This window comes from Streptococcus sp. E17BB (assembly GCF_041807725.1).
Taxonomy (GTDB): domain Bacteria; phylum Bacillota; class Bacilli; order Lactobacillales; family Streptococcaceae; genus Streptococcus; species Streptococcus entericus.
The window spans coordinates 50095-62764 of record NZ_JBGTZC010000008.1; the positions used below are offsets into that span (position 1 = coordinate 50095).

Sequence of the window (12670 nt, forward strand, 5' to 3'; positions counted from 1 at the left end):
CCAGTAGATAAGTAAGTATCTAACTGGCTACTAGCGGTTTAGATTATTGTACTGTACGTACACGCATTGTGTTGGTTGAACCAGCCACACCTACAGGAACTCCAGCAACGATAATGATGTTGTCACCTGCTTCGACAAGACCTTGTTCGATTGCAACTTTTTCAGCCAATTCGAACATGTCATCAGTTGATTTTGGCTTGTCTGTAACAACTGGGATAACACCCCAGTTGAGCATGAGGCTCTTTTGAACAAGTTCAGTAAATGTCACTGCGAGAATATCAGCATTTGGGCGGAATTGGGAAATAGCACGTGCAGTATGACCAGTTTCTGTCACAGTTACAACAAGTTTGATGTCCATTGAGTTAGTTGCATCTTTTACTGCTGAGGCGATGACATCTGTCTTAGAATCACGGTGGTAAGCGTCAGATGACAAGTGACCGTATTCATTAAGAAGGTGTTGGGCATTCTTATTGATAGTTGCCATAGTACGAACAGCTTCAACAGGGTATTTACCATTTGCTGACTCACCAGAAAGCATGGTTGCATCGGTACCATCAATGACGGCGTTGAACACATCAGAAACTTCTGAACGAGTCGCACGTGGCTTCTCAGTCATGGTTTCAAGCATGTTTGTTGCAGTGATTACTGGTTTACCAGCAGCGTTACATGCTGAAATGATTTGTTTTTGGTAAACAGGAACCATCTCAAATGGTACTTCGATACCCATATCACCACGAGCTACCATGATACCGTCTGAGGCTTCAAGAATCTCTTCAAGGTTCTCGATACCTTGTTGGTTTTCGATTTTAGAAATTAGTTGCACATGCTCATTGCCAGTCTCGCGAAGGATATTACGAACTTCTTCAACATCTTTAGCCGTACGAACAAATGAGATAGCAATGTAGTTGAGACCTTGCTCAAGACCGAAACGAATATCCGCGTTGTCACGTTCAGCAAGAGCAGGGAAAGGAATTTTGGTGTAAGGGATGTTAACACCTTTTTGTTTTTCGATCTTGCCATCGTTTTCGACACCAACGATAAATTCACGGGTATCCTCATCTTTTGCGATGACAGTCAAACCAAGTTTACCATCGTCAACTAAAATTTGGTTTCCTACAGCAACATCATCAAAAATATCAAGAGCACCTGCAACGTTGAGGGCGATGACATCACGTGTTGATTTGATACTTTGTTTAGTAGCGACACGCAACTGATCACCAGTTTTGTAATCATATCCCTTAGTATCGTCAGCAAAAAGTTCTGTACGGATTTCAGGACCTTTAGTATCAAGCAGGAAACCTACTTTTCTTCCCGCAATTTCTTCTGCACGACGCACAGTTGCCATACGAGCGCCTTGCTCAGCGTGGTCACCATGAGAGAAGTTGAAACGGAAGACGTTAGCACCTTCTTTAATTAACTGAGCGATAATTTGAGCTGATGCTTCAACATCAAGCTCACCAGCCCAATAACCTTCTTCACCGAAGCGTTTACCGCCACGGATTTCAACTGCAGGACCAAGGGTTGAGACAATTTTTACACGTTTATTCATTTGTTAGGATACTCCTTTTTGTTTTACGATAGATTAATGTGCTAAGTCACGGTTAAGGGCCGCAAAGTCAAGACGTGCCTTGTGTGGGTTATTAACAATAATATTGCCGTCTTCAGTCAAGCTAAACAGGGCACCTTCTTCTGCTGTACCAAGGATTGGGCTTTCAACCAATTCTTCGTTATGAATACCAACAGCAAGACCTCCACGACCAGCTTTAAGCAACTCAACAGCATGAGCTCCCATCCATGAAGCAAGAACACGGTCACGTGGCGTTGGGTTCCCTCCGCGCAGGATATGACCAAGGTCTGTCACCCTGAGGTCACTTGTGTCACCGGCTGCTTTTAATTGCTCTGCGAAATCTTCTGCTCGCATCACCCCTTCAGCTAAGACGATAATGTGGTGATTTTTTCCTTTTTTCTCATACCCATCACGAATATTAGCAACAACATCATTGATGTCGTACTCTTCTTCTGGGATAATGATTTGGTCAGCACCTGAGGCGATACCAGACCAGAGAGCAATATCACCGGCGTTGCGTCCCATAACTTCAACCACAAAGGTACGTTTATGGCTAAATGAGGTGTCGCGAATTTTATCCAAGGCTTCTGTCGCAGTATTAACAGCTGTATCAAAACCGATTGTAAAATCTGTACCGACAATGTCATTGTCAATTGTGCCAGGAACACCGATAGCTGGGAAGCCATGTTCTGTTAAACGCATAGCACCATGATAAGAACCGTCACCACCGATAACAACAAGACCTTCGATACCGTGTTTTTTCAGTTGCTCGATTCCTTTGAGTTGGCCCTCTAATTCCCTAAACTCAGGGTAGCGTGCAGACTGGAGGAAGGTACCTCCACGTGTTAAGCGATCAGACACCCCGCGAGCGTTCAGCGGGAAAATGTCTCCCTCAACCATGCCTTTGTAACCACGGTTAATACCATAGACCTCCATACCTTCGACAATCGCCTTACGAACGACGGCACGGACAGCAGCGTTCATACCAGGGGCGTCACCACCACTAGTTAAAACAGCAATACGTTTCATTTGTAACTCCTTTTCTAGGAAAATAACCAACTGTCAACCAGTTGACTCAAAATCAATTTGACTTATCTATTATAGCATAGTTAGAAAAAAATGTAATGAATAGTATCAAAATTTTATCGAAAAATCGTTTTCATAACAAGAGGTTTTAGTTCCTCAATCAGTGCAAGCGTTTTTTGCACTCGTGGCTGTTTTATCTGAAGTGTTTTCTTAGTGTCCTCATAGTGTAGAACGACAGGATAGTTACCAGGATGTTCTGTTAAAACAGCTAAAATTTCCTTGTCTTGGTCATGGTTAGACAGTTGAATCCAGCACTTTTCCGTGACAGGCTGATGCAGCTGGGAGAGAATCATCTGCAAGTTACCATTTCGCTCCTGCAAACGCCCCGTCATCAGGTAGATTTGCCCTTCCACTAACTGCTGATGGTACAACTGATAAGTTTCTGGGAAAAGGGTCACATCCAATTGTTGCTTGGTATCTGTTACGGTGGCAAAAGCCATTTGTTGCCCGTTCGTTTTTGTCCTAATGACGCGAAGTCTCATCAGTTGAACGAGAATGGTGGCTTGACTATTAACAACTAGCTCAGATAAAGGGATGAAATTACCCTGTTCTTGTTTGCTAATGGTTACAAGAGGGTGTGGACTAATGCCAACACCTAACAAGTCAATTTCTAGCTGATACTTCTCTGATGGGCTGTAATCCTCAGCAGTCAGCCAACTGTAGGAGCTACCCGAAAACAGACTACCTAGCTCGGTGACAAAGGTGAAGAGATGGCTTAGGTTGGAGATGATTTTACGACGATTGCGATCAAATTGGTCAAACAGTCCGACCTGCACCAGGGGCTCTAGTAGCTCAGTTTTGTGGTACTTGACAGGTAGACGGGTGATGAAATCTTCTATGCTTTCGAAGGGCTGACTCGCTCTGCTTTCAAGAATCGAGTAAGCAAGCTCTCTTGGCACTGCCCGTAGGTGACGTAACCCAAGTGTAATCGTCTGCTCTGCTATTTTGTCATAGTAAGGAACCGTGTTTATCGAGAGTCGTCCCAGCTGAAAGCCTGCGGCTAGTGCATCGTCAATGTAATCGGTGTTCGAGTAATTGAGCATGACATCGTAAAAAACGGCTGGGTAGTGGGCCTTAAAATAGCAGAGCTGAAAAGCTAATGCTGAATAAGCAAAAGCGTGGCTTCGGTTAAAACCGTATCCTGCAAATTTTGCCATCATTTGATAGAGGCGTTTTGCTGTCTCTAGGTTGCGACCAAGTGTAGCCGCGCCTTGAAGGAATTCTGTTTCCATCTTGTTCATTTCAGCCTTATCTTTTTTCGACATAGCACGCCTTAGCAAATCGGCTTTTCCAAGGCTAAAGCCAGCATAGGACTGGGCAATCTGCATCACCTGCTCCTGGTAAAGCATGATACCATAGGTTGGTGCTAGAATCGGTGCGACCACATCATCGATTAAATCAACGGCTTCTCTTCCTTCTCGTCGCTTGATAAAATTATCGATGTAATCACTAGCCCCTGGACGATTGAGGCTGGTCGTTGCGACAACATCTTCAAATCGTCTTGGCCTAATTCGTTTCAACAGGTTAATAGCCCCAGCTTGTTCAAATTGAAAAATGCCCTTGGTCCGACCTTGGGCAAACAGTGCCAAGGTTGCTGAGTCTTCTAGGTCAATAGCTGCAATGTCAATCGTAACACCTGTCTCTTCCTTGACTTTTTCTGCCATTTTTTGAACAAAGGTCAAATTTCTTAAGCCTAAAAAATCCATTTTCAAGAGGCCATTTGCTTCGATGGCAGGAGCATCATACTGCGTGATGAACATCTCCTCTCCATTTTTAAGGGGAATATGGTCTGTAAGCTCATCGTCACTCATCACGATACCAGCCGCATGGATAGAGGTCTGACGTGGCTGTCCTTCAATACGCTTGGCGATAGCGAAAGCCTTTTGGTATTCGGGCTTACTGTTGATGAGCTGTCGAAAGCTGATATTGTTCTCGTAAGCGCTGGCTAATGTGTCTCTGAAACCGATTTTCTTCGTTATGTTGGTTAATTCGTATTCAGACGTTCCGAAGCGTTTGAAAACATCACGAATAGCTTGCTTAGCACCAAATGTTGAAAAAGTGATAATTTGAGCGGTGTGCTGACTGCCATAACGATCACGGACATAGCGTAGAAACTCACTACGATAAAGGTCAGGCAGGTCAATATCAATATCTGGCATGCTGTAACGTTCGCGATTGAGGAAACGTTCAAACAGTAAATGATTAGCCACGGGATCAATACCAGTAACATCTAGGGCGTAAGCGACAAGACTGCCAGCTGCAGAACCTCTTCCCATACCCATATAATAGCCTTGATGACGTCCGAAACGGAGCAAGTCCCAAACAATAAGAAAGTAATCATCAAAGCCCATGTCGTGGATAACGGCCAACTCTTCATCTAATCGATTGCAGTAAAGGGGCTGCCAGAGATTTTTTGAACGCAGTCCTTGTTCTGAACGGTCACGTAATTCTTCATGGGCAGGGCGGTTTCGGTTAAACCGCGGTAGTTTTAGAGCTGTATCAAACTGATAATCGATACCTGTCACCAAATGTTCGAGGTTTTCCAAAGCTTCTGGAAACCTTTGTCTGAACTGCTCGGTCATCTGTTCAGCAGGATAAAGCAACTGATGAGAGGTTGGCTGCGGAATATCTCGCAAAGGTAGATTATCACGGATAGCATGCAAAACGCGTAATTCCTGCGTCTCTTCCTCGCGAAAGTAACGAACAGTTTGTAGAGCGAGCAGTGGACGGTTAAACACTTTTTGCGGACTATCTAAAAAAACACCGATAAAGGCATGATGGGGCAAGTCCAGCTCTTCAATGCCCTCTTGGTAGGGGACAACAACAGCAACATCATCAGTTTCTGGCAGGTCAGGGACAACATCATCAGTGAGCCGTTGACTGGAGTATTTGAGCAAGGTTTTGTAGCCTGCTGTGTTCCTAGCAATGAGATAAATTGGCAATTCCAGCCCAGCAATCGCTTGATGGATTTCAATCCCTAGAATGGGTTGCAAGCCAGCAGCTTTAGTCTGACGAATAAAATGATAAGCAGCGTAGAGGTTCTCCTTGTCCATGATACCAATGCTCTGATAGCCCAAAGCTTTAGCTGTACTGATGTAGGTTGGCAAATCGATCAAACTATCTAAAAATGAGTAGACTGTCTTTGTGTCTAAGGGTACAAACATTCTGACCTCCTCAAAACTTGTGGCAGTAGTTTTTCTGGGAACAACTACTACTTGATGCTTATGTCTATTATACTATTTTATAAAAGAGTTTTCACTTGACAAATCTAAGTTTTTTTCGTATGATTAGAATAGTACAAACTAATGCTTGAGAAATCAAGAGTGTGGCAAGCGTTACAGCCTTCCATGTTATTGTTATTAAATCAACGAGACACAATGGTTAGGGGTAATTTTTATCAGCTTTGTTGGATGTTGAGTTTTCCCTCCACCGTTCTAGTAGGTACTTTAGTGTTGAAAAACACTGCTGGGTCCCTCAATCCCTACGGACTTTAAAGGTCAATCATCTTGATTGACGGAACAACTCGTCAAATGCGCTAGTCTCAGCAACCTAAAAACAAAGGTTGGACTAGGCAAAGCAGCACGACAACATCAACTGCTGATAAATGACTGATTGAGTTTCACTTTCATCTCATTTATTAGATAGGAGATAAACTAACAGACCCTTTGGGTCGTTAAAGCGAAAGGAAAAAGATTATGGTCTGGACATTTGACGAAAGATCGCCCATTTATTCACAAATTGTGCAAGAAATCAAGCTACAAATTGTTAGCTACCAAATAAAGAGTGGCGAGCAGTTGCCAACGGTGCGTGATTTTGCAGAAAAAGCTGGTGTAAATCCTAATACGATGCAGCGTGCTTTTACAGAATTAGAACGTGAGGGCTTGGTTTATACCAAGCGGACATCTGGACGTTTTGTAACTGATGATCAGGAACTCATCGACCAAAAACGTCACGAACTCGCTGCAAATGAAATTGCAACCTTTATCAAAAAAATGCTGACCCTTGGTTTTAGCGAGAAGGACATCATTTCTGAGATTAAAGCCTATCTCAAGGAAACTAAAGGCTAAGAAATTTTCCAAAAAGAGTGGAGACTCACTACTTATCTTAGCGATAATGTTAGGAATAAGTAATAGCATACCCTTTACTTCAATGCCTCTACTCGTTTACCTCTATACGATAAGAAGATAAGGAGACTGACAATGACGCACTTATTGCACCTATATCACCTCAGTAAATCATATGGCAATCACCAAGCCATCAATGACTTGAACTTGACAATTGATGCTGGAAAAATTATCGGTCTATTGGGACCAAATGGAAGTGGGAAAACAACCCTCATCAAACTCATCAACGGTCTGTTGCAACCAAGTTCTGGTGAGTTGCTTGTAGATGGTCAACGCCCTTCGCCAGCAACCAAAGCTATCGTATCCTATCTACCAGATACCACTTACTTACGAGACAACATGAAGGTATCAGACCTCTTAACCATGTTCAACGATTTTTATAGTGATTTTGACCATGGCAGAGCGATAATCTTGTTGGCTGACCTTGACATTGACCCAACTAGTCTCATGAAAAACCTGTCCAAAGGAAACAAGGAAAAAGTTCAACTGATTCTTGTGATGAGTCGTCGTGCTAAACTTTATGTGCTTGATGAACCAATTGGTGGGGTTGACCCTGCTGCACGAGATTATATCTTACGCACCATCATCAATAATTATAGCCCTGATAGTTCTGTCATCATCTCTACTCATCTCATCAGTGATGTCGAGCCGATTTTAGATGAGGCCATTTTCATCAAAAAAGGGGAACTTGTCTTACAAGGCAACACCGATGACCTGCGAACTGAGCATGGGAAATCAATTGATGCTCTCTTTCGTGAGACATTCAGAGTTTAGGAGGATACTATGTTTGGAAAACTCATCAAATATGAAATTAAAGCTGCAGGGAAATGGTATCTGTTGCTCTATCTGGCAACCTTAATCATCTCACCAATTTTTGGATTTGTTACCAGGGCTTGGCTCGACAATACCTTAGAATACTCAGAAAGTATCTTTTCCTTACAGGATCATCTCTACTTTCTTGCTTTACTAACGATTATTGCTCTAACCATCGGTTTAGGACTTGCAACCCTGTTTTTAGTCATCAACCGCTTCTATAAAAACATTTATGGGCGCGAGGGCTACCTAACGTTAACCTTGCCGGTGTCAAATCATCAGATTATCCTATCTAAATTAACGGCGGCGTTTTTCTGGATGACTGCCTCATCAGCAACAGTAGTCTTGGCTTTCTTCTTTTTCATTGCGCCATTAATTGATTTACCAAATCTCTTGGTGCTATTGCCAAACCTCTTGCCCCAACTTTCTCAGTATATTTCAATTCCTCTACTTCTGCTGGTGGTCATCGTCAGCCAGTTAGCAAGTATTTTACTGATTTATTTGGCGATTTCCATCGGTCAACTCTTTCAGAATCGGCGTGAACTGATGAGTGTTGTCGCTTATTTTGCCCTTTATATTCTGATTAGTTTCTTATCAAGTTTTATCTTGCCAGACTCAAGCAGTGATACAGGATTATTATTCGATAATGGCTACCTTATTTTTGTACTCTTGACATCAGCTGTTCAGGGTGTAGGATGCTACTTGGCGACAAATTATATCATGACACATCGATTAAACTTGCAATAAAATCTAAAAAAAGCTTAGCATTAAGGTCTCATTAACCCTAATGCTAAGCTTTTTAATAACATCTACATCTTCTCTTCCAATTCCACTTTGGGATACTTGTCCGCAAACCAACGCAGGGCAAAGTCGTTTTCAAAGAGGAAGACGGGCTGACCAAAGCGGTCTTTTGCTAGGATATTGCGGCTAGAAGACATACGCTCGTCTAGGTCTTCTGGCTTGATCCAGCGAACGGTTTTCTTGCCCATGGGTGTCATGACAACCTCGGCATTGTACTCACCTTCCATGCGGTGCTTAAAGACTTCAAACTGGAGCTGACCGACCGCTCCCAGCATGTATTCGCCTGTCTGGTAGTTTTTGTAGAGCTGAATCGCCCCCTCCTGCGCCAGCTGCTCAATGCCTTTGTGGAAGGATTTTTGCTTCATGACATTCTTAGCGGAGACCTTCATGAAAATCTCTGGAGTAAAGGTCGGCAGAGGTTCAAATTCAAACTTGTTCTTTCCAAAGGTCAAGGTATCGCCGACTTGGTAAGTTCCTGTATCGTAGACACCGATAATGTCGCCAGCCACCGCATTTTCGACATTCTCACGGCTTTCCGCCATAAACTGGGTCACATTGGACAACTTGGCTCCCTTGCCAGTGCGAGGGAGATTGACCGCCATCCCACGGGTAAACTCGCCTGACACCACACGAACAAAGGCAATCCGGTCACGGTGACGAGGGTCCATATTGGCTTGAATTTTGAAGACAAAGCCTGAAAAATCCTTATCCAGTGGGTCAATGACCTCACCTGTCGTGGTCTTGTGACCGTGCGGCTCTGGTGCAAACTCTAAGAAAGTATCAAGGAAGGTCTGCACGCCAAAGTTGGTCAAGGCTGATCCAAAGAAAACAGGGGTCAAATCTCCAGACAAAATCGCCTCACGGGAGAACTCATTTCCAGCTTCAGCCAAGAGCTCAATGTCTTCCAAAACCTGCTCATAAAAGGGGTTATTGGCAAAGAGAGCTCCGCCATTTTCCAAAGGCGCAAACCGCTCCTCACTACGGTACAGCTCCAGACGTTGGTTATGCAGGTCATAGAGCCCCTCAAAGCTCTTGCCCATCCCAATCGGCCAGTTCATCGGATAGCTAGCGATGCCTAGCACCTCCTCCAGCTCTTGGAGTAAATCCAAGGGCTCACGACCATCGCGGTCCAGCTTATTGATAAAGGTAAAGACAGGGATATTGCGGTGCTTGACGACCTCAAAAAGCTTTTTGGTCTGCGCCTCAATCCCCTTGGCCGAATCAACGACCATGACCGCCGCATCCACCGCCATCAGGGTCCGATAGGTGTCCTCAGAGAAGTCCTCGTGCCCCGGGGTGTCCAGGATATTGACCCGCTTGCCCGCATAGCCAAACTGCATGACAGACGAGGTCACCGAAATCCCCCGCTGCTTCTCAATGTCCATCCAGTCGGACTTGGCAAAGTTACCAGTCCTCTTGCCCTTGACCGTCCCAGCCTCGCGAATCTCACCCCCAAAGTAGAGGAGCTGCTCAGTGATGGTGGTCTTTCCTGCGTCTGGGTGACTGATGATGGCAAAGGTACGGCGTTTTTGAATCTGATCTTGTAAACTCATGGTATTTCTTTCTTCTTTTTTGATAAATAGCAGAGCTGGTCTGCTGGTTTTCAATACGGATATGATGATTGTCTATTGCTACATTGGATAGTCCTCTTATAATCTTAACCCTCCTATTATACCAAAAAAGAAGGGCTTTTTCAAACCTTATAAAAATTCCTCCTGAAAAACAGAAGGAATTAGTTAACTAAGCTCTAGCAATCGCTTCTGCCCTTTCTGCACCAAGGCTACCAAGGCAAGGTTGGCAAGCGTAACAAGAACAAGATTGAGCCAGATATTATGGCTGTTGACCAGAGGTGTTATCGCTAAGAATCCGTAATTTCCGCCTGTCAGCTGGTTGACCAACAAGAGGAACAAGTTAATCACCAAGCTATACGTCAAACTCCTCAGCACAGTGAGGTTTTCCTCTTTCTGTTTACCAAGTAGATACAGCCAGCCATTGACAAAGAGGGCGTAGTGCCCCAGCACAAAGGAAGCAGTCGTCACATGCCAGATAGGAAAGGGATCAAAAACAGGATAAACAAAGGCAACAATGGCACCACCAATCCCTAAATAAGCGAGATAATCTTTGATGAGCGATGCTTTTGGCAAGAAGAGTACCGCAAACATGGCAATCCGGCAATGGTAAAGTGGCAAACTCTCCTCCAGCGGAAAACCGTCTGATAGGTACCAGCTATACAGAAATACCAATTGTACCAGCTGCAACCCTTGGAAAATCCGTTGATAGGCTACTTTGTCTCTATAGCGAATGGTCAGCAAAAGCAAAATCGGTAACATTCCTAACAAGCTAGCACGCACCAACAAAGATAGCTCAGGAGCTTGACTAGCTTGGGTCGTGAAAAAATCAGGCATTCTCAACCTCCAGTGCCTCTACCACATGGCTCAAGTTCATGGAATTGGACCCCTTAAAGAGGACTTGGTCGGCTGGCTCAAGGACTGCTCTGAGCGCCTGCGTCAATTCCTCTAGCTGATCTAGATTTTTTGTCTTGGTAAAATGGCTGACGCGACCAGCTGGAAAGACTGATACAGCCTGATCATAGAGCGCTCGGATGTCCTCCCCATAGAGGAAGACCCTGTCTAGCACCTTGGGGTCTAGGCTGTCCATCATCTGAGCATGAAGGTCAAAACTAGCTGCTCCTAACTCCTTCATATCTGCCAAGACCACGATTTTTTGCCCGCCAGGATTTTTAGGAATGGCTGAAAAGGTCTCTAAAATCAAGCGCATCGCCGTCGGATTGGCATTGTAGACATCGCTAAGCAGGTCAGCACCGTTGGCTGCCTTTTTCCACTCGGTACGGTTGCGGGTCAAGACGAGATCAGCTAGACTGGTCACAATCGCCTCTTCTGTCACCCCTAGTTCCTTGCCGACATAGGCTGCCAGCATGGCGTTGGTGGCATTGTACTTGCCTGTCACAGGCAGATGAAGCCCTTTCGCCATAAAATTGACCGAAAAGTCTACACTCTCTTTGTGCTCGACAAGTTCTGTCAGCTGGATGTCCTGACCAGCCCTGATGATAGTCTGATGGTGAGGTAAAAATGGCAGAATAATCTCATCGTCTGGAACAATCAGCAAGCCCCCGTCTGGCATGTGGTCAGTGATTTGCATCTTGCCCTCAGCGATTTTTTCCCGACTACCAAAGAACTCCAAATGCGCCTCTCCAATCATGGTCACCACAGATAGACGAGGGCGTGCAATCTTAGACAGTAGCGCAATATCACCCAGACGATCCTGCCCCATCTCCAGCACCAGCTTTTCTGTATCATCTGGCATCTGAAAAACAGTGTAGGGCAGCCCAATCTCGTTGTTGTAGTTGCCTTTGGTCTTGTAGGTCTTGTAGGTAGTTGCTAGGACTTGGGCAATCATGTCCTTGGTCGTGGTCTTGCCATTTGAGCCTGTGACAGCGATGACCTCCACCTGCATTTTGTCAATGTAGTAGCTAGCCAGCTCTTGCAAGGCTACCAAGCAATCATCGACCAACAAGTGAGGGCGCTCTCCCAAGTCACGCTCCGAAAAGGTCGCTACTGCACCGTTCTCAAAAGCTGTCTCGATAAAGTCATGACCATCCCTAGCACCCTTGAGCGGGACAAAAAGATGGCCTGATGCAATCTTTCGGCTATCAAACTCTAGTCTTGTCAGTGGCAGGTCATCAAAGGCAGCCACATCATTTTTAGCACCCACCACTTGGGCGATTTCGTGTAAGGTTAATTTCATTGATTCTCCAAATTCTCATCAAGATCGGTAAAGCTATCCAGGTAACCAGCCAGCTCCTCTGGTTTTGGTAGCTGAAATCGTAAGTTGTCATGAGCATAGCTAGGGTCATAACTAATGATTTCTTGTCGCTCACGGATCGGTCGATAAGTGTTTTTCTGGTATAAATATTCGGTTAAAAGTTTGGTCTTCTGAAAAAAACAAACCAGAGGTCTTATGGGTGTACACAATGGTATAAGCCTGCCCTTGATAGACAACATCAGCGTAGCCATAGGACCATTACCCAATAGTCAAGAGGATAACAGCAAGAGCTGTCCCAAAATACAGAACAGCAGGTAGCATCAAGAAACAGAGAATACTTAGCAGGTACCTCAATACCGTCGACTGATTTTTCTGAATCGGTTACACTAAACTAGACAGAATTTATAAAGTGTTCTACACTAAAGAAAACAGGAGAACTCTATGTCTAGAAAAATCCGTCGTCAATTTAGTGATGACTTTAAGCAACAAATTGTTG

9 protein-coding genes are annotated in these 12670 nt (G+C 44.5%); 3 read left to right on the forward strand and 6 right to left on the reverse strand.

Features of this window, described 5'->3' with window-relative positions:
- Positions 1–43: 43 nt before the first annotated feature.
- The 3 genes from pyk to ACERC7_RS03130 form a co-directional block, all read right to left on the reverse strand.
- A complete protein-coding gene (gene pyk / locus ACERC7_RS03120; protein ID WP_373666106.1) occupies positions 44–1549 on the reverse strand; it encodes a pyruvate kinase in 1506 nt (501 codons plus the stop codon).
- Positions 1550–1582: 33 nt separating this feature from the next.
- On the reverse strand, positions 1583–2596 hold the full coding sequence (gene pfkA / locus ACERC7_RS03125; protein ID WP_373666107.1) for a 6-phosphofructokinase: 1014 nt from the start codon (positions 2594–2596) through the stop codon (positions 1583–1585).
- 113 nt (positions 2597–2709) lie between these two features.
- Positions 2710–5817 (reverse strand): DNA polymerase III subunit alpha, encoded by a 3108-nt coding sequence (locus ACERC7_RS03130; protein WP_373666108.1) that lies wholly within the window; start codon positions 5815–5817, stop codon positions 2710–2712.
- Positions 5818–6348: 531 nt separating this feature from the next.
- Between ACERC7_RS03130 and ACERC7_RS03135 the strand changes: the two genes are divergently transcribed.
- The 3 genes from ACERC7_RS03135 (at position 6349) to ACERC7_RS03145 (ending at position 8337) form a co-directional block, all read left to right on the forward strand.
- A complete protein-coding gene (locus tag ACERC7_RS03135; protein ID WP_373666110.1) occupies positions 6349–6720 on the forward strand; it encodes a GntR family transcriptional regulator in 372 nt (123 codons plus the stop codon).
- A 132-nt stretch (positions 6721–6852) separates the two neighbouring features.
- Positions 6853–7551 carry an ABC transporter ATP-binding protein gene (locus ACERC7_RS03140; RefSeq protein WP_373666111.1) on the forward strand — a complete coding sequence of 233 codons (699 nt, stop codon included), beginning with the start codon at positions 6853–6855 and terminating at the stop codon, positions 7549–7551.
- A gap of 9 nt (positions 7552–7560) precedes the next feature.
- Complete coding sequence (locus ACERC7_RS03145; RefSeq protein ID WP_373658420.1) at positions 7561–8337, forward strand: ABC transporter permease; 777 nt, start codon at positions 7561–7563, stop codon at positions 8335–8337.
- Positions 8338–8399: 62 nt separating this feature from the next.
- On the opposite strand, the gene ACERC7_RS03150 is transcribed toward ACERC7_RS03145, so the two are convergent.
- The 3 genes from ACERC7_RS03150 to murF form a co-directional block, all read right to left on the reverse strand.
- The gene (locus tag ACERC7_RS03150; protein WP_373666112.1) at positions 8400–9944 is read right to left on the reverse strand and encodes a peptide chain release factor 3; all 1545 of its coding nucleotides are present in this window, start codon (positions 9942–9944) and stop codon (positions 8400–8402) included.
- 183 nt (positions 9945–10127) lie between these two features.
- Complete coding sequence (locus ACERC7_RS03155; protein ID WP_373666113.1) at positions 10128–10796, reverse strand: TIGR02206 family membrane protein; 669 nt, start codon at positions 10794–10796, stop codon at positions 10128–10130.
- On the reverse strand, positions 10789–12156 hold the full coding sequence (gene murF, locus ACERC7_RS03160; RefSeq protein ID WP_373666114.1) for a UDP-N-acetylmuramoyl-tripeptide--D-alanyl-D-alanine ligase: 1368 nt from the start codon (positions 12154–12156) through the stop codon (positions 10789–10791). The genes ACERC7_RS03155 and murF overlap by 8 nt, the downstream gene beginning before the upstream one ends.
- Positions 12157–12670: the final 514 nt, after the last annotated feature.

Excerpts from the sequence above, each read along its gene's own strand:
- pyk (WP_373666106.1), bottom strand. The coding sequence starts at position 1,549 with ATGAATAAACGTGTAAAAATTGTCTCAACCCTTGGTCCTGCAGTTGAA.
- pfkA (WP_373666107.1), bottom strand. The coding sequence starts at position 2,596 with ATGAAACGTATTGCTGTTTTAACTAGTGGTGGTGACGCCCCTGGTATG.
- ACERC7_RS03130 (WP_373666108.1), bottom strand. The coding sequence starts at position 5,817 with ATGTTTGTACCCTTAGACACAAAGACAGTCTACTCATTTTTAGATAGT.
- ACERC7_RS03135 (WP_373666110.1), top strand. The coding sequence starts at position 6,349 with ATGGTCTGGACATTTGACGAAAGATCGCCCATTTATTCACAAATTGTG.
- ACERC7_RS03140 (WP_373666111.1), top strand. The coding sequence starts at position 6,853 with ATGACGCACTTATTGCACCTATATCACCTCAGTAAATCATATGGCAAT.
- ACERC7_RS03145 (WP_373658420.1), top strand. The coding sequence starts at position 7,561 with ATGTTTGGAAAACTCATCAAATATGAAATTAAAGCTGCAGGGAAATGG.
- ACERC7_RS03150 (WP_373666112.1), bottom strand. The coding sequence starts at position 9,944 with ATGAGTTTACAAGATCAGATTCAAAAACGCCGTACCTTTGCCATCATC.
- ACERC7_RS03155 (WP_373666113.1), bottom strand. The coding sequence starts at position 10,796 with ATGCCTGATTTTTTCACGACCCAAGCTAGTCAAGCTCCTGAGCTATCT.
- murF (WP_373666114.1), bottom strand. The coding sequence starts at position 12,156 with ATGAAATTAACCTTACACGAAATCGCCCAAGTGGTGGGTGCTAAAAAT.